At 63.4% G+C, this 21,783-nt stretch carries 23 protein-coding genes; 3 read left to right on the forward strand and 20 right to left on the reverse strand.

Annotation, left to right across the window (positions count from 1 at the left end; genetic code table 11):
• Positions 1-75 precede the first annotated feature (75 nt).
• On the reverse strand, positions 76-726 hold the full coding sequence (locus ACSHWJ_RS08040; RefSeq protein ID WP_432539606.1) for a class I SAM-dependent methyltransferase: 651 nt from the start codon (positions 724-726) through the stop codon (positions 76-78).
• A gap of 185 nt (positions 727-911) precedes the next feature.
• Between ACSHWJ_RS08040 and ACSHWJ_RS08045 the strand changes: the two genes are divergently transcribed.
• Positions 912-1,157: a hypothetical protein gene (locus tag ACSHWJ_RS08045; RefSeq protein WP_228370235.1), complete on the forward strand. Its 246-nt coding sequence runs from the start codon at positions 912-914 to the stop codon at positions 1,155-1,157.
• Between the two features lie 30 nt (positions 1,158-1,187).
• Positions 1,188-2,684 carry a 4-hydroxy-3-polyprenylbenzoate decarboxylase gene (gene ubiD, locus ACSHWJ_RS08050; protein ID WP_432539607.1) on the forward strand — a complete coding sequence of 499 codons (1,497 nt, stop codon included), beginning with the start codon at positions 1,188-1,190 and terminating at the stop codon, positions 2,682-2,684.
• 8 nt (positions 2,685-2,692) lie between these two features.
• Here the strand turns inward: ubiD and ACSHWJ_RS08055 are convergent, their stop codons facing one another.
• The 10 genes from ACSHWJ_RS08055 to ACSHWJ_RS08100 form a co-directional block, all read right to left on the reverse strand.
• Complete coding sequence (locus ACSHWJ_RS08055; RefSeq protein WP_017364797.1) at positions 2,693-3,967, reverse strand: heme biosynthesis HemY N-terminal domain-containing protein; 1,275 nt, start codon at positions 3,965-3,967, stop codon at positions 2,693-2,695.
• Positions 3,964-6,009: a fused uroporphyrinogen-III synthase HemD/membrane protein HemX gene (gene hemDX, locus ACSHWJ_RS08060; protein ID WP_432539608.1), complete on the reverse strand. Its 2,046-nt coding sequence runs from the start codon at positions 6,007-6,009 to the stop codon at positions 3,964-3,966. The genes ACSHWJ_RS08055 and hemDX overlap by 4 nt, the downstream gene beginning before the upstream one ends.
• A 5-nt stretch (positions 6,010-6,014) precedes the next feature.
• Positions 6,015-6,947, reverse strand: coding sequence for a hydroxymethylbilane synthase (gene hemC / locus ACSHWJ_RS08065; protein WP_041361654.1), 933 nt, complete (start codon positions 6,945-6,947; stop codon positions 6,015-6,017).
• A 101-nt stretch (positions 6,948-7,048) separates the two neighbouring features.
• The gene (locus ACSHWJ_RS08070; RefSeq protein WP_017364794.1) at positions 7,049-7,543 is read right to left on the reverse strand and encodes a disulfide bond formation protein B; all 495 of its coding nucleotides are present in this window, start codon (positions 7,541-7,543) and stop codon (positions 7,049-7,051) included.
• 31 nt (positions 7,544-7,574) lie between these two features.
• The gene (locus ACSHWJ_RS08075; RefSeq protein ID WP_010962242.1) at positions 7,575-7,784 is read right to left on the reverse strand and encodes a dodecin; all 210 of its coding nucleotides are present in this window, start codon (positions 7,782-7,784) and stop codon (positions 7,575-7,577) included.
• A 106-nt stretch (positions 7,785-7,890) separates the two neighbouring features.
• The gene (locus tag ACSHWJ_RS08080) at positions 7,891-8,724 is read right to left on the reverse strand and encodes a bestrophin family protein (RefSeq protein ID WP_010962241.1); all 834 of its coding nucleotides are present in this window, start codon (positions 8,722-8,724) and stop codon (positions 7,891-7,893) included.
• A complete protein-coding gene (locus ACSHWJ_RS08085) occupies positions 8,721-9,065 on the reverse strand; it encodes a DUF2288 domain-containing protein (protein WP_010962240.1) in 345 nt (114 codons plus the stop codon). The genes ACSHWJ_RS08080 and ACSHWJ_RS08085 overlap by 4 nt, the downstream gene beginning before the upstream one ends.
• Before the next feature lie 12 nt (positions 9,066-9,077).
• Positions 9,078-9,533, reverse strand: coding sequence for a molybdenum cofactor biosynthesis protein MoaE (locus tag ACSHWJ_RS08090; protein ID WP_010962239.1), 456 nt, complete (start codon positions 9,531-9,533; stop codon positions 9,078-9,080).
• Position 9,534: 1 nt separating this feature from the next.
• On the reverse strand, positions 9,535-9,768 hold the full coding sequence (moaD, locus tag ACSHWJ_RS08095) for a molybdopterin converting factor subunit 1 (protein WP_432539609.1): 234 nt from the start codon (positions 9,766-9,768) through the stop codon (positions 9,535-9,537).
• Positions 9,769-9,799: 31 nt separating this feature from the next.
• On the reverse strand, positions 9,800-11,998 hold the full coding sequence (locus ACSHWJ_RS08100) for a DUF1631 domain-containing protein (RefSeq protein WP_432539610.1): 2,199 nt from the start codon (positions 11,996-11,998) through the stop codon (positions 9,800-9,802).
• Between the two features lie 150 nt (positions 11,999-12,148).
• Between ACSHWJ_RS08100 and ampD the strand changes: the two genes are divergently transcribed.
• Positions 12,149-12,796 carry a 1,6-anhydro-N-acetylmuramyl-L-alanine amidase AmpD gene (gene ampD / locus ACSHWJ_RS08105; protein WP_218800702.1) on the forward strand — a complete coding sequence of 216 codons (648 nt, stop codon included), beginning with the start codon at positions 12,149-12,151 and terminating at the stop codon, positions 12,794-12,796.
• Here ampD and ACSHWJ_RS08110 read toward each other — a convergent pair.
• The 9 genes from ACSHWJ_RS08110 to hxlA (ACSHWJ_RS08150) all read right to left on the reverse strand — a co-directional run bounded on the left by ACSHWJ_RS08110 (position 12,744) and on the right by hxlA (ACSHWJ_RS08150) (position 21,725).
• Positions 12,744-13,622: a phosphoribulokinase gene (locus ACSHWJ_RS08110; protein WP_010962235.1), complete on the reverse strand. Its 879-nt coding sequence runs from the start codon at positions 13,620-13,622 to the stop codon at positions 12,744-12,746. The two genes, ampD and ACSHWJ_RS08110, sit on opposite strands and share 53 nt — an antisense overlap.
• Before the next feature lie 219 nt (positions 13,623-13,841).
• Complete coding sequence (gene hxlB / locus ACSHWJ_RS08115) at positions 13,842-14,375, reverse strand: 6-phospho-3-hexuloisomerase (RefSeq protein WP_010962232.1); 534 nt, start codon at positions 14,373-14,375, stop codon at positions 13,842-13,844.
• Between the two features lie 12 nt (positions 14,376-14,387).
• Positions 14,388-15,035: a 3-hexulose-6-phosphate synthase gene (hxlA, locus tag ACSHWJ_RS08120; RefSeq protein WP_282213662.1), complete on the reverse strand. Its 648-nt coding sequence runs from the start codon at positions 15,033-15,035 to the stop codon at positions 14,388-14,390.
• Between the two features lie 147 nt (positions 15,036-15,182).
• Positions 15,183-15,875, reverse strand: coding sequence for a hypothetical protein (locus ACSHWJ_RS08125; RefSeq protein WP_432539611.1), 693 nt, complete (start codon positions 15,873-15,875; stop codon positions 15,183-15,185).
• A gap of 151 nt (positions 15,876-16,026) precedes the next feature.
• The gene (gene fba / locus ACSHWJ_RS08130) at positions 16,027-17,091 is read right to left on the reverse strand and encodes a class II fructose-bisphosphate aldolase (protein ID WP_017364098.1); all 1,065 of its coding nucleotides are present in this window, start codon (positions 17,089-17,091) and stop codon (positions 16,027-16,029) included.
• 19 nt (positions 17,092-17,110) lie between these two features.
• On the reverse strand, positions 17,111-19,123 hold the full coding sequence (gene tkt / locus ACSHWJ_RS08135) for a transketolase (RefSeq protein ID WP_218800701.1): 2,013 nt from the start codon (positions 19,121-19,123) through the stop codon (positions 17,111-17,113).
• Positions 19,124-19,276: 153 nt separating this feature from the next.
• Positions 19,277-20,266, reverse strand: a complete 990-nt coding sequence (locus ACSHWJ_RS08140; RefSeq protein WP_432539612.1) for a transaldolase — start codon at positions 20,264-20,266, stop codon at positions 19,277-19,279.
• Between the two features lie 265 nt (positions 20,267-20,531).
• Positions 20,532-21,065, reverse strand: a complete 534-nt coding sequence (hxlB, locus tag ACSHWJ_RS08145) for a 6-phospho-3-hexuloisomerase (protein WP_010962232.1) — start codon at positions 21,063-21,065, stop codon at positions 20,532-20,534.
• A gap of 12 nt (positions 21,066-21,077) precedes the next feature.
• Positions 21,078-21,725, reverse strand: a complete 648-nt coding sequence (gene hxlA, locus ACSHWJ_RS08150; RefSeq protein WP_282213662.1) for a 3-hexulose-6-phosphate synthase — start codon at positions 21,723-21,725, stop codon at positions 21,078-21,080.
• Positions 21,726-21,783 lie beyond the last annotated feature (58 nt).

Raw genomic sequence — 21,783 nt, forward strand, 5'->3', positions numbered from 1 at the left:
GTGCGGCAGAGACGGGCTGGGTCAGATGTATTCTCGGAATTCTAACATTGCGCTCACCGGCCGCCCACGGCTGAGTCAAGTCCTTGCCGGATCGGCAAAGTCCGGAGAGGCTTTCTTGAGATGCAGCAGGGTGAACAGCCCCATCGGTGGCAGTGTCTGCCGGCGGACTTCATGCAGCGAGGTATGGGCGAGAATTTCGTCGATGGGCATGTCGGGACGCCAGCCGAGCTTGTGGGACAGCGGTGACAGCAGGGTCTCGAAATGGCGACGAGTACCTTTTTTGTCGGCCGCGAAGTGGTTGACGATGATGACGTCGCCGCCTGCCTTGCAGACCCGCTCGATTTCGCGCAGCACCCGCTGCGGTTCCGGTACCACTGACATCACGTAGGCGGCCACGACCGCATCGAAGTGATCGTCGGGGAATGCCATCTCGCGCGCGTCCATGATCTCCAGCCGGACCACGTGATCGAGGTTTTTGCTGTGTACCCGCCGGCGCGCGCGCTCCAGCATGTGGGGCGAGATGTCGATGCCGTGCACCTGATGCTCCTTGCGGTAGAACGGCAGGCTGATGCCGGTACCCACGCCCACTTCCAGGATGCGGCCCGGCCGACGGTTGGTGAGATGGGCGGCCAGCGAGCGTCCGCGGAAGTTCAGGAGCCAGCCGAAGGTGTGATCGTAGACCGGCGCGTAACGCGCATAGGACCTCAAGATGTGTTCCAGTTGCACGAGCTTCCTCTTAACTTTGAACTGAACCGATGCGTGGGAACGCCGCCCTCGTTCCGGGCGGTTCTTATGGGATACGGACTGGAATTATACCCGTGCCGGGCGATCGTTGCCGGTCCGCCGTCATCGCCAGCTCCGACCAATTCGGCTACCATACCGGCCGCTATTCCTCAGTGCCTCACAGGACCATGAGCAAAGTCATCGAGATCAAGATCGGTTCCGAGCCCCGCTCGCTCGTCGCCAAGGCGGAAAAGGCGGCGCGCGAGAAAGGTATGGAATTCTTCGGCGACGAAACCTCGGGCCGTTTCAGCGGCCATGGGGTGGACGGGGTTTACGAATTCAGGGGCGACGTTCTGGCCATCACGATCACCAGGAAGCCCTTCGTATTGCCTTGGGCGGTGATCGAAGCGAGCGTGAAGGGTTTCTTCGCCTGACCATACGGTTTTTTTTCCGGCTGAGCGCAAATGAGCCGAAATGGTGCCAAATACCGGGATCTGAGGGATTTCATCGCCCGGCTCGAGGCGGAAGGGGAGCTGCGGCGCATCGGTGCTTCGGTGGACCCGAATCTCGAAATCACCGAAATCTGCGACCGGACATTGAAGTCGGAAGGTCCGGCTCTCTTGTTCGAACATCCCAAAGGCTCCGCCGTCCCCTTGCTCGGCAATCTGTTCGGCACCCCGCGGCGGGTGGCCTTGGGGATGGGGGAGGTCTCGGTGGGAGCGTTGCGGCAGGTGGGCGTGCTGCTCGCCTCCCTCAAGGAGCCCGAACCGCCCAAGGGCATGCGGGATGCCTTCGAGAAGGTGCCGTTGTACCGCCAGGTGCTGCACATGGCGCCGAAGGAGGTCCGCAACGCCCCCTGCCAACAGGAGGTGCTGCGCGGCAGCGACATCGACCTCGGACGCTATCCGATCCAGACCTGCTGGCCGGGTGATGCCGGTCCGCTGATCACCTGGCCGCTGGTCATCACCCGCGGGCCGTACAAGGCCAGGCAGAATCTGGGAATCTACCGCCAGCAGGTCATCGGCCGCAACAAGACCATCATGCGCTGGCTGGCCCACCGGGGCGGTGCCCTGGATTTTCGCGACTGGCAGGAGGCAAGGCCCGGCGAGCCCTTTCCGGTGGCAGTGGCCCTGGGCGCCGATCCGGCGACGATGTTGGGGGCGGTGACGCCGGTGCCGGATACGCTGTCCGAGTACGGCTTCGCAGGCCTTTTGCGGAGCGCCAGGACGGAGGTTACCCCCTGCATCCTGAGCGACCTGCAGGTGCCGGCCAGCGCCGAGATCGTCCTGGAAGGGTTTCTATATCCCGGCGAGACGGCGCCGGAAGGCCCGTTCGGCGACCACACCGGGTATTACAACGAGGTGGAGTCGTTTCCGGTCTTCACCATCGAATGCATCACCCAGCGGCATTCGCCGATCTATCACAGCACCTATACCGGCAGGCCTCCTGACGAACCCGCGGTACTGGGCGTGGCGCTCAACGAGGTTTTCGTCCCCATCCTGCAAAAGCAGTTTCCCGAAGTCGTGGATTTCTATCTGCCGCCGGAGGGCTGTTCCTATCGCCTGGCCGTGGTCAGCATGAAAAAGCAGTATGCCGGCCACGCCAAGCGGGTGATGTTCGGCGTATGGTCGTTTCTGCGGCAGTTCATGTACACCAAGTTCGTGATCGTGGTCGATGACGACGTCGACGCCAGAAACTGGAAGGACGTGGTCTGGGCGATGACGACCCGGATGGACCCGGCCCGTGATCTCACCCTGATCGAGAACACGCCGATCGACTACCTGGATTTCGCCTCGCCGGTGTCGGGACTGGGTTCCAAGGTCGGCTTCGATGCCACCCACAAGTGGCCCGGTGAAACCAGCCGGGAATGGGGCCGGCCCATCACCATGGATGCGGCGGTGCGGCGCCGGGTGGATGAAATCTGGGATTCGCTGGGGATATTCGCCGGCAGCCGTGGCTGAGGGCGCCGTCAGTCCGGCGTTTCGGTGTCGAACCCGGCGGGTTCGGATTCGCCGCGGGGGTTTCGGTCGATCTGGGCGATGACTTCGTTCGAGGCGAGCAGCAGTCCTCGACGGAAACAGTCACAGGCTGCCGCCGTCTCGTTCCGCTCCAGGAGCAGGTCGCCCATGAGCTGGCAGGCCTCCACGCTCGGTTCCAGTGCCAGGCTCCGGTCGAGATAGCGCAGGGCGGATTCGGTCTGCCGGGCGAGTACCGCGAGCTTGCCGAGCACCCGCAGCAGCACGGCGTCGTTGCTGTGGCGGACCAGCCACTGCTCTGCCCGGGCGAGTTGCTCGCCGGGGTCGGGCAGCTGGATGCAGCCGTAAAGGACCACGACGGTTTGACTCCATTCGCGGTCCAGACTCGCGCGTACGGCGGGTTCGATTTCCGGTCCTGCGCCGGCATCGATCATGGCGGCGAAATACAGCGTTTCGATACCGGCGGCCTTGCGGATATGGGCCGGGATGTTCTCCCAAAGCGCTTTCAGGCGCGCGGCATCGCGCGTCTCTGCGTGCTGCTTCAGCAAGGCGCTGTAGGTTTCGGTCTCCAGCAGCTTGATCTCCGCTTCCATCATCACCTTGTTGGTGTGGAGGCTGGGGATGAGGTTGCGCAGGCCTTCCCAGTCTTCCATCTGGGCATAGACCTGATGGAGCAGTCTCAGGACGGTTGCGTGGGTGGGAGCGATCCGGTTGAGCTGCGACAGCGATTCCAGCGCCTGGTCGAACTGTTTGTCGGAAAGCTGCAGCTCCGCCCGGGTGAGGCCGATGGCGATTTCCGCCTCGGGCACGGCTTCGTGGGCCAGTTTCAGGTATTCGTCACGTTGCTCGGCCGCCCCGCGCGAGTGCGCCGCCCGGGCCGCGGTCAGGTAGTTGATCAGGGGAACGCCGCTGTCGGCAGCATGGCGGATGAGCGTCTTCTCGGCCTTTTCCCAGTTGCCTTCGGCGGATTCGATCAGGCCCGTGATGAGCGCCTCCTGCGATTGCCGGCTACGCCGGTGGCCGCCGCGCTGCCGCAGTATCTTGGGTAGCCGCATGGCGTGGATGACCAGGCGGATGCTGGCGTAGAACAGAATGAAGGCCAGGGTGAGGGCACCGGCGAGGACCACCAGGGAAGATTCCAGCGTCCAGGGGCCGTAGCCGATGATGACGTAGCCGGGATCGCCCTGGGCCAGGAAATGGCGGTAGACGTAATACGCCGCCCCGGCGACGAGGGCCAGGATCGCGGCCGCAATAGCGAGTCTTCTCACGGTCTGTCTCCCGGCGCTTCATTCCCGGCGGGGGCGGCCGTGCTTGCCGGTGCGACGGGGTCGGTTTCGAGCCGCAGTTTTTCGATGTTGCGGAGCAAGGCGAGTGATCCGCTGATGTCGGGGAAGGCGGCCTTGAGCTGGACGCCGGCCAGGGCCCGGAGATCGTCCGAGATGTCCTTGAAGGCGGGGGACTCGCGGTCGAAATTTTCGTTCAGCCAGGCGTTTGCGGATTCCAGATTGCTGTGGAACAGTGCATCGTCGCCGCGCAACAGGGAGGTGCGGGTCATCTCCAGTTTGAGCAGCAGGATTTCCCGGAGGCCGGCGGCCTCCTGGGGAGTCAGGACGGCATGCACGGGGCGGTCGCTGCGGCGCACGGTGACCAGTCCCTTGAGCTGCTCGAGGGTGGACTCGACGGCATCGCCGGTTTCGGGCTCCGGTGATTTGGGCTTGGACGTCTCGCGCGGTTCCTTCGACATGTCGGGATGTGGCAGGAACAGCGGCAGCTCCCGCGTCTTGGCTTCAATCGCCAGCAGCCTGGCCGACAGTCCGACCACGTCGGGCGGCTGGAAGGCCTCGAGTCGGTTGATTTCCTCCGCCAAGACCTCCCGCACCTTGAACACGCCGGGGTCGCCGCTGTCATGGAGTCTTTGGTCCGCGGCCTTCATGGCTTCGAGGACGGATTTCACGTCACCGGTGAGGTGCAGCTTCTGATTGGCAATGCCCAAAAGATATTCGGCATCCGCGATCAGGACATCGCTGTGGGTCCGGCTTAGTTGACGCTGGAGGGTCTCGATGGACCGCGTCAGTTCTTTGCGGCTGTCCTCGAGCCTCTGGCCGAAACTGGCGGATTGCTCGCCGAGCAGACGCTCCAGCTTGCTGTCCTCCGTCCCGAGCTGGGACTGGAGGGTGGCGAACTGGGAATGGAGGGTGGCGAGTTGAGTCTGCAGGCTGCTGACCTGGCGGCTGAGTTCCAGCAAGTGCAGATCGCCCTTGTTGAGCTCGCCGCCCAGACCCTCCTGCTTGGAGCGCAGTTCCTGGATCAGGAAATAGCCGGCGGTGGCCAGCAGCAGAATGGCGGCCAGCATCGAGTAGCCCAGCCAGGCGACTATCCGCGATCTGCGCGGCGGATGCACCGGAGGCGCGGCAGCGTTGCCGTGCGGGTGTCGGGAGACTTCCCCGGCTGCCGGTGATTGCGGCGCTTCGGTCATTTGTTTTTCTTCCTCGGCCAATGGCTTATCCCCGTCGTTGGGCGCGGCTCGCAAGGATGCCAAACGGGCTGCGACATCCTCCAGGGCTTGCAGCACGGCGGCATCCGATGCGGCGTCGGCCACCTTCACGTGCCGGAAACCCAGCGATCCGGCTTGATTTTTCAATCGTTCGCTGATGACGACCAGCGGCGTCTCGACCAGCCGCGGCCGGTCCTCGGGTGGAACCAGGCGGTACAGATGCTCGATGGCTTCGCCGCTGGTGGCGGTCAGCATGTCGAGCCCGGCGGTCCGCAGGCCTTCGATCAGTGCTTCGGCACCCGTGTGCACCGGCACCCGCCGGTACAGCTCGGCATACTGGACCAGTGCCCCACGTTCGACAAGCCGTTCCTTGAGCGTTTCCCGCCCGCCCTCGCCGCGCACGATGAGGATCCGCCGGCCTGCGACGTCCCGCATCGGGGGCGTCTCCAGCAGTCCTTCCGAATTGGCCTGCGATTCCGGAACGAGGTCCACGGCAATCCCGCCGTCGACCAGGGCATCGGCCGTGGCTTTGCCGATGGCGGCGATGCGCGGCCCGGCACCGTCCGGCCGAAGCACATCCAGAGCCCGGGCCCGGTTCACCGCGTTGACGCTGACGAAGATCCACCAGTCCCAATCCGATGCCTGCCGGAGGAGAGCCGCTCCCTCTTCCGCCTGCGCGCTCGGCTCGATGTCGAGCAGGGGGAAACGGACCGCCTTGCCGCCTGCCGTTTCGATCAGCCTGCACAGGGGTTCGGCCTGTTCCTTCGGTCGCGTGACGAGGACGCGCATCCCCGACAAGGAGGGCGGCGGGCTCATCGTCGTCAGGGGGTGGCGTAAACGCGCCGGAGTATTTCGTCGGCGCCCTGGTCGAGCAGATGCTCGGCGACCCGCTTTCCCAGTGCCTCGAAGGTGGACGGGTGACCGACGGCTTCGGCGCGGATGATGCCCGAGCCGTCCGGGTTGCCAACCAGTCCGCGCAGGCTCAGGGTGTCGCCTTCGAGCTGGGCGAAACCGGCGATCGGAACCTGGCAGCCGCCGTCGAGGCGTCGGTTCATGGCGCGTTCGGCCAGGACGCACCACGCCGTGGGCGGATGGTGCAGCGGCACCAGCAGGGCGTTGGTCCGGGTATCGGTGCTCCGGCACTCCACGCCGATCGCCCCTTGACCGATGGCCGGGAGGCATTGTTCCGGTGTCAGTGTTTCGGCGATACGTTCCTGGAAGCCGAGCCGTTTCAGGCCGGCAGAGGCGAGCACGATGGCGTCGAACTCACCCGCGTCCAGTTTGGCGAGCCGGGTGTTGACGTTGCCGCGCAGATCGTACAGGGAGCAGCCGGGGAGGCGGCATTTGATCTGGCACTGGCGCCGCAGGCTGGAGGTGCCGATGCGGGCATCGGCCGGCAACTCCGCGAAGCTCCGGTAACGGTGGGAGACCAGAGCGTCACGCGGGTCTTCGCGTTCCAGGATGGCGGCGAGATGGAGCCCTTCGGGGAATTCGACTGGCACGTCCTTCATGGAATGGACGGCGATGTCGGCCCTGCCCTCGAGCAGGCCCTGTTCCAGCTCCTTCACGAACAATCCCTTGCCGCCCACTTTCGCGAGTGGAGCATCGAGCAGCTTGTCGCCCCGGGTGGTCATCCCGACCAGTTCGACCCGGAGGTCGGGGTGGGCTGCCCGAAGACGGGATGCGACGTATTCTGCCTGCCACAAAGCCAGTGGGCTCTTGCGGGTCGCTATGCGGAGGGTGTGACTGGCCACGGTCGAAGGAAAACTTGGAAAAGACGATCCGCGCATTTTAACAGATCGCGATTTGCCGGGCCGAAATCCTGGTACCGGCGTTCCGTGGGGCGGTGGTCCGCTCAGCGTTCGGCGTTCCACCATTGCAGCAGACTGAAGGCGCCCAGGCCCAGGAAGCAGATCAGTACCCAGGCGGGCATGCTCAGGCCGAGGAAAGTCCAGTCCACCTTGGCGCAGTCGCCGGTACCGCTCAGCATCGCCTTGAGTGTGTCGCCGAGTGGAAAATTCCGGAACATGTAGCTCAGTCCTGGTCCGCATTCAGGGACTTCCTCCGGCGGCAGGTGCAGTAGCCAGACATGGCGGCCGGAAATCGAAGCGCCGCCCAGAGCCACGGCGGTACCCAATAGGGCGTAAGCCCGGATACCGATGGAGGCCGGGTGGTGGATCGCTGCGGCCAGGAAAACCAGCGCCACCGCCAGCACCATGATGCGTTGCGAGATGCACAAGGGGCAGGGCTCGAGTCCGCCGGAGAACTGGAAGTAAAGCGCCGCTGCCAATAAGGCGGCGCAGAACAGGAAGCCGAGGAGGAAACAGGTACGGGCGCTGGGGAGGGTCATGAGGTATGAAACAGGGGAAAAAATGGAGCTTTCAGTCTTCGATTCGAAAGCCGACTTTCAGTGTGACCTGAAAATGCGCCACCTCGCCGTCGACGATGTGTCCGCGGGTTTCGACGACTTCGAACCAGTTCATGTGGCGCAGGGTCTTCCCGGCTTTGGTTATGGCCGTGCGGATTGCATCGTCGGTGCTGACTGTGGACGAGCCGACGATTTCGATGACTTTGTAGACGTGATCGGGCATGACTGTTCTCCAATGGAAAGGGCTGAAAAGGCGGCGCGGCGGGAGCCCCGGTTTTCGCCGAATATCCTTAATATCACACATCGGTGCCATGACGTCGATCACGCGCTCACCGTTCGGGCTCGCCTCGAGCCAGGAGTTCGCGTACCCTCAGGCGGATGCTCGCTGCGATGTCGTCGGTGGGAAGATCGTTCGCGTCCTCGCCGAACGGATTCTCGATTTCCTCGGCGATCAGTTCGAGGCTGGCCAGCACGTAGAATACCAGGGTCGTGATCAGCGCCGTCCAGTAGTGGAACTCCGGCACGAAGCAGAACGGCATGGAAACGATGTAAAGAAAGATGAACTTCTTCAGGAACAGGCTGTAGGAATACGGAATGGGCGTTTTCTGGATCCGCTCGCAGCCACCGCAGACTTCGGCGAATGCGCTCAGGTCGGGATTGAGACAGAGCAGCTGATCACCGGAGAGGTCGCCTCTGTCCCTCAAGCGGGCCGTTTCCGCGAACAGTTGGGCGGCGATACGGTTGGGACGGTGTTCCGCCGTGGCTGCCGCCCGGAGGTGGCGTGTCAGGCTGTCCGCATACGCGCCGATGAGCCCTGCGATCTGTGGCCTGGAAGGGTGGCCGCTCGGCAGAAAGGCATCCAGCTTGAGTGCCAGATTGCGCGAGGCATTGGTCAGGCTGCCCCACAGTCTCCGGCCTTCCCACCAGCGTTCGTAGGCGGTGTTGGTGCGGAACACCAGCAGCATCGAAATGACGAAGCCCAACAGGGCGTGCAGGGCTGTGGTGCTCTTGAGCTGATTCGGGAGGAGGTGCCGGTCCGCATAGGCGATCCCGGCGGAGAACAGGGCCAGGGAGAGCATGGCCGGCAGTAGACGCCGGAACGTGTCGCTTTTGTGGAACTTGAAAATCAGTCCCCACCAGGACTTGGGGTCGTAGCTGATCATCGTGGCGGTGACGACCTCGACGGATCGTTCATTTCCGTGGACGAGGGAATTTCCTGCACCAAAACCCAGGGAGCGACGACCACGGCCCAGAACAGCGGATCGCGCTCGTGCCAGTCGCGGGCCTCGGTTGCGGTCGCTCGTCCTACCTGCCCGTCGCGGAGCCAGCGGGACAGGGTTCGCGTCTCGTCGGCAGCCATGACTGTGGCGACCTCGATGAGATCCAGACCCGGAGCGACCCGAACGATGGCTCCCCGGGCGAAGTGCGGCTGCATTTCCTGCCAGGTCAGTTTGCCGGAGTCCAGGTTCAGCTTTGCGTAAATCGAAGATGGGTGTTCGGCCATCGGTGGAACGGATCACGGGCTGGGGGGGGGAGCATGGCCGTCCGTGTTCGTCCGGACCCAGCGCTCGCCTTGCTCCAGGCTCTCTTTCTTCCAGAACGGAGCACGGTGCTTGAGCGCTTCCAAGATATGGCGGCAGGCATCGAAGGCGGTTCCGCGGTGGGACGACCAGACGGCGACCAACACGATGGGGTCGGCGGGAAACAGCTCGCCGACGCGGTGAATCACGAGAGCGTCGTCGAACGGCCAGCGGTTCCGGGCTTCGTCGACGATGGTTTGCAGCTGACGCTCGGTCATGCCGGCGTAGTGCTCGAGCGTCATCTTGTGGACGGATGAGCCTTCGTTGAAGTCGCGCATGGTACCGATGAAGACCGCGAGGGCCCCTATCCGTGCCGTGGGTAGAGACGCGTCCTGGTAGCGGGAGAGTTCGGCGAGAGGATCGAAGGCCTCACTGCGGATCTCGATCAGCATGTCAGCCTCCGGTGACCGGCGGAAAGAAGGCCACTTCGTCGCCGTCTTTCACCGGTGTGTCGGCCCCGGCGTAGTCCAAGTTCACTGCGCACAGGACATCTTCGGGCAGGCGTTTGCCGCGGCAGACGGCTTTCCAGACATCGGCGACGCTGGCGAAGTCTTCGAAGGCGAGCTGTTCTTCGGCGCGGCCCATCTGTTCCCTCAGGCCGGCGAAATATCGGACACGGATCGTCATGGCTGTGGATCGAAGCTGGTGCTATGGAATATCAGGAAGTTGCGGATGCATCGCTTTGCTCGGTCGAGCATGCGAGGGTGTCGACGACCGCGTTCAGCGCCCGGTCCAGCAACGGTTCGTTCGCCCCCGCTATCAGCCGGATCGTATTGGCGGCGAGTCCGGAAGCCAGTTCATGCAGGCCGATTTCGCGAAGTTTCATGCCGCGCCGGTTGACGAAAACATAACGGGAGGTGAACCGGCTTTTCAAGAGGAGCTTGGCACGGAAGGGCAATGCCGGGCCATCGCAAAATTCGACCCAATCCCCCGCGCAGAGGTTCCTGGCCTGTTCGACGAAGCTTTCATCGATGGCTGGCGCGGACTGCGCGGCGGGCTGGGCATCCTCCATGCCCTCGATGAGAATGTCCTCGATTTCACACGGTTCCACCGTTGCATTGGCCGGAGCCGGTGTGGGACCGAGGTTCCCGCGGCTGAGATGCCAGAGTTCGAGGTCCTTGAAAAACGCGTGCAATTGCCCCGGATCGAAAGCGATGTTCTCCAGCCGCTCGCGAGCGGCCCGGATGGCTTCCGGCTCACCCGTTCCGGCGTCCGCTCGCCGCGGTTCGGCGTCATGGGCGTCCGCCCAATCGATGAGCCGATCCATGATGGCCAGGGCCTCGTCCCAGTCGGTGGAATCTTTCTCCCGGCGCAGATGGGCGATCACCAACACGTCCTTCCAGGCGTTGAGCAGCAGCGAAACCAGGGCTGGCGGAAGCGGCCGCTTCTCGATGCGGGCCGTGATTTCGACGGCGGCGGCGCGCTTCGCCAGGGTTAGCCGCTCCTGGCTGATCGCCGCCTGGCGCGTGCGTTCTTCCATGGCCTTGACGCCCTTGCGCTCGCCCTCGATGAAAGCGGAAAAGTCCTCCAGCAGCTCAGCGAATATTCGGGTATCTTCGTCGAATTCGGTCAGTATCCGGTAAACCACTTCCTCGATTTTCTTCAGCACGATCCGGTCCTTCCTGTCGTCCGGTTCCAGGCCCACGCCGGCCTGAGCCAGGGCATTCAAGAGCGCCCGCAGGGGATGCGTTTTTTTGGCCAGGAACGAGCGCTCAATGATCGCGACTTTGACGACGGGGATCTGGAGGCGGGCGATGAGCGCCTTGACCGGGTCGGGCAGGTTTCGGTCCTCCAGGATGAAATCGAAGATCATCGACACCATGTCGATGACGTCTTCCTCGAACCGGCCCAGACGGCGCAGTTCGCCATCGGGGTAAAATCCGGTCAGCTGCTCGACCAGGGACTGCTTCAGCCGCGGGACCGGGGCACCGGGGCGCCATTCGCCGGACGCGAGGGCACTGGCGCTTTGCTGCAGCAGACTCAAGGCGCCGACCACTTCGCCAGGATCGAAGTGTTGGCCATCGGTTTGGCTCGCGTCGTTTCCCGCTTGGCGCTTCCAGAGATCGAGCAGATGCAGCAGATCACTCAGCTGTTCAGCGGAGTCGTCTTCTCGCACGTGGGCGGCGGATGATGGCCGGTGCTGCTCCGGCATCGTGGAAGTCTTGGCCTTGAAGACAAGAGAGGCATCCGGCAGCACGCCATGGTCGGCCAGGAGCTGGTTCATTTGCCGGTAGGTCGTCCCCATCTGGCATAGGACGTGGCGGTCGAACAGTTTCAGTATCAGCAGGGTCACCCGGATGTCGACCGGTTGGCCGGTGAGTGACGCGGCGAATGCGTGGGCCAGTGCCTCGGGTGTGAACGGATGAGGCGGCAGAGGGGGGCCTTGGAGTCCCTTGAGCGCCGCGAGACGGAGTTCGAACGGCCCCAACGTGTCCTGGAACAGGAGGTTTGCCTTCTGTGCGGCATGGGTCACCGCGAGCTCGATTTCCAGGACGTCGTTTTCCAGGAGTGTCAGGCCAGGGTTGCCGGAATCCTCCGGCTGTGCGGAGGGGGTGTCCGCAGGATTCCAGAAGTGCTCCTCGGCCTCGAGTATTTCCCGCAGGCAGCGGCTTCGCATGCCGGCCTGGTCACGGCGGATTTGGCGCATGGCATCGAAATACAGCGTTTGCAAGCCGCTGTTGTCGGCTCTGTCGGCGAGCTTGAACAGCTCGTCGTCGATCCGGCTGAACAAGTCCTGCAGCAGCTGCCCGAAGCCGGTCTCGAAAATGGCGCGAATTTGAGCTGCCAGAGAGTGATGGTCCGGGAGATCGTCGGTCGGGTGCAGATGGTCGGCATCGGGATGAAGGCCTGATGGCATGGGCTGGACTCACTGACAGACGGAATTCGGCTACCATAGTTTAGCCTACCGCCGGCCCGCCTGGGCGGCGCGGCGAGGAACCGTCGATGGCGGCGCGTGACTGTTCGGTGCGCGGGTGAGCGTCGACACGACTGACGAGGTATGCGGGCGATGAAAGAGGATGACAGAACGGGCTGGGGAGAGGAAACCTTGTCCTCGCCCAATCAGGACGACAGGCCGTGGGGGGAGACGATCTCCCTGATCGTGATCCACGGCATCAGTCTTCCGCCGGGTCGGTTCGGCGGTCCCTGGATACGGCACTTGTTCACCAACACCCTCGACGGCACCGTCCATCCGTTCTTTGAGTCTATTCGGCACCTTAGGGTGTCGGCCCATGCACTGATACGGCGGGGCGGTGAAGTCGAACACTATGTGCCGCCCGATCGTCGGGCGTGGCATGCCGGCGTGTCCGAGTTCCGGGGACGGAGTGCCTGTAACGACTTTTCGATCGGAATCGAACTCGAGGGAACCGACGATCTTCCCTACCGGCGGGAACAATACAGGAGTCTAGCCGCTCTCGTGGCGGAGCTGATGGCGCGTTATCCGGCGATCACCGAGGATCGCATCGTGGGACACAGTACAATCGCCCCGCAGCGGAAAACGGATCCCGGTCCCGCTTTCGACTGGGGATGCTTCTATCGCGAACTGGCGAAGCAGGGAGGGCGCCGCCAGACCGTCGATGGCGAGCCGGGTCGCGTGAGGGAGGTCAGCCTTTCTCACGATCCGCCATCATGCGTTCGAGTATCGGCCGGAAAATGATCTCCATTGCGAGTCCCATCTTGCCTCCCGGAATCACGATCGAATTATGTCGTGACATGAAGGAGTTTTGCAGCATGGCCAGGAGATAAGGGAAATCCACGTTGAATTTGCCAGGCTCTTTGAAGCGGATGATGACGAAACTCTCATCCGGGGTGGGAATATCCCGGGCAATGAACGGATTGGAAGTATCGACCGTCGGGACACGCTGGAAATTGATGTCGGTCTGTGAAAATTGGGGGGTGATGACCTTGACGTAGTCATCCATGCGGCGCAGTATCGTTTCCGTAACGTCCTCGGGCTTATAGCCGCGTTCGGCGGTATCGCGATGGATTTTTTGAATCCATTCCAAATTGACGATGGGAACCACGCCGACGAGAAGATCGACGTATTTTCTGACATTGATGCGGTCGGTGATCACGCCTCCGTGCAAACCTTCGTAAAACAGCAGATCCGTCCCTGCAGGTACTTCTTCCCATGGGGTGAAGGTTCCCGGTTTGTAACCCCCCAGCCGCTGACTCTCGGCTTCATTGTGAACATAAAAACGGCGGCGAGCCGTTCCCGTTTCCCCGTAGTGCCGAAAAACGTTTTCGAGCTCGTCCAGGATGTTGGCCTCGATCGAAAAATGGCTGAAATGACGTCCTTCACGTCTGGCCTTGTCGATCTGCGCACGCATTTCCACACGGTCATAGCGATGAAAGCTGTCGCCCTCGATGACCAGTGGTTTGAGTCCGAGCCTGAAGAAAATATGCTCGAAGGCGCATTTTACGGTGGTCGTGCCCGCGCCGGACGAACCGGTGATGGCGATGATGGGGTGTTTCTTGGACATTTTAGCCTCCCGTGCGTTTCAATTATACGCGAGATCGCCTCTCGAACATGGGCCGGGAGCCTGTGATGATGGTGCGTTCAAGGAAGGGTTTTTCGAGGTCGGGATGACCCTGCCCTCGGTGAAAACCGGCGTCCCGGCAGCTCGAGCGAAAGCCGCCAGGGACGGACAACATGCCACGCGAGCGGCCCCGAAAGGAATCCGCTCGCTCCGGAGTCTGGATTATTCCAGGTTGGCGTGACGAGTTCTCATTTCTTCTTCGGGGATGCCTTTCTCGTGGATGATGTGAGAGATGGTGGCCTCGAGGAAGAGGAGGGTGGAGAGCTCGAAGACGGTGCCCATGGGCATGCCGACGACTTTTCCGAAGAGCTCTGGGGAGCCGATGCGGAAGACGGAGTCGGCGAGGTCGCCGAGGGAGGAGCTGTCGCGGGTGGAGATGAGGGCGATGGAGGCGCCCTGCTCCTTGGCTTTTTTGGTGAAGGCGAGCATGGTTTCGGTTTCACCGGAGCCGGAGATCACGATCAGCAAGTCGCCCTTGCGGATGCTGGGGGTGACGATTTCGCCGACGACGAAGACGTCATAGCCGCCGTGCATGAGGCGCATGGCGAAGAACTTGGCGACCAGCCCCGACCGGCCGGCCCCCGCGACGAAGATGCGGGAGGCCTGGTCGAGCATGGCAGTCAGTTTTGCATCATAGCCGGCATCGGTGGCGGCGAGGATGCCGGAGATTTTGTCTATGATCAGTTTCTGATGCATGCAAATTCCCGATTAGGCGGAAGCGGCGACGACCTGTTCGTAGATTTCGCGCGCGGCATCGGCGGGGGAGGCGGCGCCGTAGATGGCGGCTCCGACGACGATGATGTTGGCACCGGTTTTGACGACCTGTTGGGCGGTGGAGGCCTTGATGCCGCCGGCGACGGAGATGCGGACGGGGAGGCCGAGCTTGGCGATGGCCTGGAGGTCGGCGAAGGGGGTCTGGCCGGCGGCCTGGGCGTCGAGGCCGGTGTGGATGCCGACGATATGGGCGCCGGCCTTGGCGGACTCACGGGCGCAGGCGGCCTTGTCGGGGACGTTGATCAGGTCGACCTGGACCTCGGCGTTGTGCTTGTTGGCGGCGTTGATGACGCCCTTGATGGTGGCCAGTCCTGCGACGCCGAGGACGGTGGTGATGTCGGCGCCGGCGGCGAAGAAGGGGGTGGCTTCGTATTCACCGGCGTCCATGGTTTTGAGGTCGACCAGGAGCAGCTTGTTGGGGAAGCGTTTTTTGAACTCCTTCACCAGGGCGATGCCGTTGTGCTTGATGCTGGGGGTGCCGATTTCGAAGATATCGACATAGGGCGCGGTGAGGCTTGCGAGCTTCAGGGTCTGCGGGATGTCCAGCGTGTCCAGGGCGAGCTGAATCAATGGTCTTGCCATGAGATCTCCTCCGATCAAAAAAGTAAGGTAGAGAGAAAAAAGTCGGGCTTAAGCCTTAGGAGTTATGGGGTATTGCTAAACGCACAATTTCCCAACTGTAAAGAGTGAGGGGGCCGCTGTCAATGCAGCCCCTCCCCTTTCGCAGGGTCAGCCGTTGAGGCTTTTCAGGTACTTGGTGACGCCGGTTTCGCCCGTGGCCACGACGGCGGGCTTGGGCAGGTTCTTGATGTACCTGGCGACACCGGTTTCGGCGGCGGCAGCCACTTCGGGCAGTGGCAGGTTCTTGAGGTAGCGGGCCACGCCGGTTTCGGCGGTGCGGACGGGTTCCGGCAGCGCCTTGAGGTATTTGGCGACACCGGTTTCGGGGCCGGTGGCGAGCCCTTGGGCCTGGAGGTATTTGGCGACGCCGGTGGCTGCCGGCGCCGGTGCGGCGGCGGGGGCGGCCGCGGCCGCTGCGGTGGTTGCGGCCGGGTGGGCGGTGGCCGGACGGCGGCTGCTCCAGAGCACGAAGCCGATGAGGGCGGCGACCACGCCGCCGAACAGGTAATAATCCGAGCCGGTGTCCGGGGCGGGTTTGGCGGGGCTGGACGGTGCGGCCTGGGGTTCGGGGGCGGCCTCGGTCTTGGCGGGGGCCGCCGGTGCCGGGCGGGCAGGCGCGGCGGGCGCGGCCTGGGGTTGGGCCGGCGGGGCGGCTTCGGGAGCCGCGGGCTTGCCGGTCAGGCTGGGATCCCGATAGATCACCGACGGCTTGAAGTCGGGCGGATAATCGGCGGCGCCCGCGAGCGGGGCGGCCAGCAGCAGGGCTGCGGACAGGATGTGGGTCGAGAACGGTTTCTTCACGTGGTTTCCCCCATAAGTCTGGTCAGTTGGGTACAAAAGCTCGGCGGGGCGGGTTGCGGGATCGCCCCCCTTGTTTTTCCAATTGCATCGCTTGCGTTCCGTTGCCGGACGCTTTCACGTCCGCCTCCCGGCGCCCGTTCGGCCCACCGCGCTAGCGGACGATCGGATCGAGTTTGCCCTGGGCATACGCCAAGCTCATGTCCTCCAGGCGCAGGGGCTTGATCTTGGCGGCCTGGCCGGCGGCGCCGAAGGCCTCGTAGCGGGCCCGGCAGATCGCGGTCATGGCGGTTTGCGCGGCCTTGTAGAGCTTGCGCGGGTCGAAGTTCTTCCTGTCCTCGACCATGAACCTGCGCATGGCGCCGTAGGAGGCGATGCGCAGGTCGGTATCGATGTTGACCTTGCGGACACCGTGGCGGATGCCCTCGACGATCTCCTCGACCGGCACGCCGTAGGTCTGGCCGATGTCGCCGCCGTAGTCGTTGATCATCTGCGCCCACTCCTCGGGGACCGAAGACGAGCCGTGCATCACCAGATGGATAGTGGGGATCCGCTGGTGGATCGCCTTGACTCGGTCGATCCGCAGCACCTGCCCGGTCGGTTTGCGGGTGAACTTGTAGGCGCCGTGGCTGGTGCCGATGGCGATCGCCAGGGCATCGACCTGGGTCTGGCGGACGAAATCCGCCGCCTCGTCCGGATCGGTCAGCAGCAGCGAGTGGTCCAGCTCCCCTTCCGCGCCGTGGCCGTCTTCCTTCCCTGCCCGGCCGGTTTCCAGCGAACCCAGGCAGCCGAGTTCGCCTTCCACCGATACCCCACAGGCATGCGCCATCTCGACCACCTTGCGGGTGGTCTCGACATTGTACGCATAGCTGGCCGGGGTTTTCATGTCCTCCAGCAGGGAGCCGTCCATCATCACCGAGCTGAAGCCGGATTGGATGGAGCGGATGCACACCGCCGGGGAGGCGCCGTGATCCTGATGCATGCACACCGGGATGTGCGGATACATCTCGATGGCGGCCTGCACCAGATGGCGCAGGAACGGCTCGCCGGCATAGGTCCTCGCGCCGGCCGAGCCCTGCAGGATCACCGGGGCGTCCACGGCCGAAGCCGCCTCCATGATGGCCTTGATCTGCTCCATGTTGTTGACGTTGAACGCCGGCAGGCCGTAGCCGTGCTCGGCGGCGTGGTCCAGCAGTTGGCGCAGGGAGATCAAAGCCATGGGGTGGTCTCGGGTGGGGTTAGAACAAGGCCTCGGCCTGGCCGACCACGTTGTCGACGGTGAAGCCGAAGGTCTTGAACAGCACGCCGGCCGGCGCGGATTCGCCGAAGCGGTCCAGGCCGATAACTTTGCCATGGCTGCCGACGTATTTCCACCAGCCGTCGCTGACACCGGCCTCGATGGCGAGGCGGCGGGTCACGGCGGGCGGCAGCACGCTGTCGCGGTACGCCGGCTCCTGGGCATCGAACACGTTGGTGGAGGCCATCGACACCACCCGCACCTGCCTGCCCTTGGCGGTCAGGGCCTCGGCCGCTTTCACCGCCAGCTCGACCTCCGAGCCGGTGGCCAGCAGGATGAGGTCGGGGGTGCCGGTGCAGTCGACCAGGACATAGCCGCCCTTGGCGATCGCGGCGATCTGCTCCGGCGTGCGGGGCATGTGCGGCAGGTTCTGGCGCGAGAAGATCAGGGCGGAGGGACCGTCCCGGCGCTCGATCGCGCACTTCCAGGCCACCGCCGATTCCACCGCGTCGCACGGCCGCCAGACCTGCATGTTGGGGATGAGGCGCAGGGTGGCGGTCTGCTCGACGGGCTGGTGGGTGGGGCCGTCCTCACCCAGGCCGATGGAGTCGTGGGTGTAGACGTAGATCACCGGGATCTTCATCAGGGCCGACATGCGCAGCGCGTTGCGGGCGTATTCGGAGAACATCAGGAAGGTCGCGCCGTAGGGCTTGAAGCCACCGTGCAGGGCGATGCCGTTCATGATGGCGGACATGCCGAATTCACGCACGCCGTAGTAGACGTAGTTGCCGTCGTGGCCGGGGGCGTTGACGTCCTTGCAGCCGGACCACAGGGTCAGGTTGGAGCCGGCGAGGTCGGCCGAGCCGCCCAGGATCTCCGGCAGCAGGGGCCCGAAGCCGTTGAGGGCGTTCTGGGAGGCCTTGCGGCTGGCGATGGTCTCGGCCTTCTCGTTCACCTGGGCCACGAAGGCGGCGGATTTCTCCGCCCAGTCGCGGGGCAATTCGCCGGCCATGCGGCGTTCGAACTCGGCGGCCAGCTCGGGGAATTCGCGGCGGTAGTTTTCGAAGCGGTCGTTCCACTCGCCTTCGGCCTTGGCGCCGGTCTCGCGCGCGCTCCAGGCCTCGTAGATGTCGGCCGGGATTTCGAAAGGCGGGTGCGACCAGCCGATGTTCTCGCGGGTCAAGGCGACCTCGTCGGTGCCGAGGGCGGCGCCGTGGCAGTCTTCCTTGCCCTGTTTGTTGGGCGAACCCCAGCCGATGATGGTCTGGCAGCAGATCAGCGACGGTTTGTCGGTGACCGCGCGGGCTTCCTCGATGGCCGCCTTCACGGCGTCCGGATCATGCCCGTCGACCTTGGGGATCACGTGCCAGCCGTAAGCCTCGAAGCGCCGGGGGGTATCGTCCATGAACCAGCCGGGCACGCCGCCATGGCCGCGCACTTCGCCGTCGATGGAGATGTTGTTGTCGTCGTAGAAGGCGATCAGCTTGCCCAGCTTCATGGAGCCGGCCAGCGAGCAGGCCTCGTGGGAGATGCCCTCCATCAGGCAGCCATCGCCCAGGAAGACGTAGGTGTAATGGTCGACGATGGTATGGCCGGGGCGGTTGAACTGGCCGGCGAGCGTGCGCTCGGCCAGGGCCATGCCGACGGCGTTGGTGATGCCCTGGCCCAGCGGACCCGTGGTGGTCTCCACCCCGGGGGTGTAGCCGTATTCGGGATGGCCGGGGGTTTTGGAGTGGAGCTGACGGAAGTTCTGCAGCTCCTCGATGGGCAGATCGTAGCCGGTCAGATGCAGCAGGGAATAGATCAGCATCGAGCCGTGGCCGTTGGACAGCACGAAGCGGTCGCGGTTGGGCCACTTCGGATTGGCCGGGTTGTGGCACAGGTAGTCGTTCCACAGCACCTCGGCAATGTCCGCCATCCCCATCGGCGCCCCGGGATGGCCCGAGTTGGCCTTCTGCACGGCATCCATGCTCAAGGCGCGTATGGCGTTGGCGAGTTCTCGTCGCGAAGGCATGATAGATCTCCTTATGTCATTGGGGTGAAAAATCAGGGATGATGCCGGATGCGGAAGCTCTGGCGGCGACCCCATGAGGGATAGCGTAATAATAGGGTTTTGAAAGAGGAACGGGCCGTCGCGTGGGAACACTCCGCGCGACGGCCTGCCGCTTTATGCCGCTTCCAGATGGGCCAGGCGATCGGCCAGCAACTTCTCCAGCTGCTCGAGTGCCTTGGTAAAGCCTTGAATGCCTTCTTCCAGTTTCTCGGTGGCCATGCGGTTTTCCGCATGCATCTTGTCGAAGGTGTATTTGTTGACGTGGATTTTCTCGATCGGATAATCCTTCGCTTTGGCGGGATCCAGCTTACGCGGCAGTCCGCCTTCGGTGGCTTGCAGTTCGGCCAGCAGTGAAGGTGCGATGGTCAGCAGGTCGCAGCCGGCCAGTTCGGTGATTTCGCCGATGTTGCGGAAGCTGGCGCCCATGACCTCGGTCTTGTAACCGAACTTCTTGTAGTAGTTGTAGATCTGGGTCACGGACAGGACGCCTGGATCTTCATGCGGCGCATAGGATTCGCGACCGGTGTCCTTCTTGTACCAGTCGAGGATACGACCGACGAAGGGGGAAATCAGGGTGATGCCGTTCTCGGCGCAGGCGATGGCCTGATGCAGGCCGAACAACAGCGTCAGGTTGCAGTGGATACCCTCCTTTTCCAGTACGGCGGCGGCCTCGATGCCCTCCCAAGTCGCGGCGATCTTGATCAGGACACGCTCTTTGGAAACGCCGGCGGCTTCGTATTGCTTGATGATTTCGCGAGCCTTCTCGATGGTGCCTTCGGTGTCGTAGGAAAGGCGGGCATCCACTTCGGTGGAAACGCGGCCTTCGATAATCTGCAGGATCTTCAAGCCGAAAGAGACGGCCAGACGATCGAAAGCGCGATTCGCCACTTGAGCGGCCGATGCGCCAGGTCCCAGAGTCTGCCTCGCACCTTTCAGGGTATCGTCGACGATATCCTGGTATTGCGGCATTTGGGCCGCGGCGGTGATGAGCGAGGGATTGGTGGTCGCGTCACGTGGCTTGAATTTCTCGATCGCTTCGATGTCTCCGGTATCGGCGACGACGACGGTGACTTCGCGGAGTTGGTCAAGCAGGTTTTTCGACATGGTGGACTCCTAAAGATTTCTTAAAGTATTGGGTGCTGCCAGCAATCACGAAAATGTTCCCCGGTCGGGACTTTATTTATTTTCCTACACGGGCTTCATACGGTGGCACCTTATCGACGCCGTGCTCTGCTGGCCTTTGCCCTAGCATCGTTGCCCGCCTCTGGCCGCTCGGATTCGGTTCGAGTCCGGGGCGTCGAGCGCCGGGTCCATAGGAAGGGCAAGAGCCCGGGCAGAAGGGAGGACTGCCACAGGCTTTGCCTTCTTCTTATTCCAGGTTGGCGTGACGAGTTCTCATTTCTTCTTCGGGGATGCCTTTCTCGTGGATGATGTGAGAGATGGTGGCCTCGAGGAAGAGGAGGGTGGAGAGCTCGAAGACGGTGCCCATGGGCATGCCGACGACTTTTCCGAAGAGCTCTGGGGAGCCGATGCGGAAGACGGAGTCGGCGAGGTCGCCGAGGGAGGAGCTGTCGCGGGTGGAGATGAGGGCGATGGAGGCGCCCTGCTCCTTGGCTTTTTTGGTGAAGGCGAGCATGGTTTCGGTTTCACCGGAGCCGGAGATCACGATCAGCAAGTCGCCCTTGCGGATGCTGGGGGTGACGATTTCGCCGACGACGAAGACGTCATAGCCGCCGTGCATGAGGCGCATGGCGAAGAACTTGGCGACCAGCCCCGACCGGCCGGCCCCCGCGACGAAGATGCGGGAGGCCTGGTCGAGCATGGCAGTCAGTTTTGCATCATAGCCGGCATCGGTGGCGGCGAGGATGCCGGAGATTTTGTCTATGATCAGTTTCTGATGCATGCAAATTCCCGATTAGGCGGAAGCGGCGACGACCTGTTCGTAGATTTCGCGCGCGGCATCGGCGGGGGAGGCGGCGCCGTAGATGGCGGCTCCGACGACGATGATGTTGGCACCGGTTTTGACGACCTGTTGGGCGGTGGAGGCCTTGATGCCGCCGGCGACGGAGATGCGGACGGGGAGGCCGAGCTTGGCGATGGCCTGGAGGTCGGCGAAGGGGGTCTGGCCGGCGGCCTGGGCGTCGAGGCCGGTGTGGATGCCGACGATATGGGCGCCGGCCTTGGCGGACTCACGGGCGCAGGCGGCCTTGTCGGGGACGTTGATCAGGTCGACCTGGACCTCGGCGTTGTGCTTGTTGGCGGCGTTGATGACGCCCTTGATGGTGGCCAGTCCTGCGACGCCGAGGACGGTGGTGATGTCGGCGCCGGCGGCGAAGAAGGGGGTGGCTTCGTATTCACCGGCGTCCATGGTTTTGAGGTCGACCAGGAGCAGCTTGTTGGGGAAGCGTTTTTTGAACTCCTTCACCAGGGCGATGCCGTTGTGCTTGATGCTGGGGGTGCCGATTTCGAAGATATCGACATAGGGCGCGGTGAGGCTTGCGAGCTTCAGGGTCTGCGGGATGTCCAGCGTGTCCAGGGCGAGCTGAATCAATGGTCTTGCCATGAGATCTCCTCCGATCAAAAAAGTAAGGTAGAGAGAAAAAAGTCGGGCTTAAGCCTTA

It is taken from the genome of Methylococcus sp. S1M, assembly GCF_051295855.1.
In the GTDB taxonomy this organism is placed as follows: Bacteria; Pseudomonadota; Gammaproteobacteria; order Methylococcales; family Methylococcaceae; genus Methylococcus; species Methylococcus capsulatus.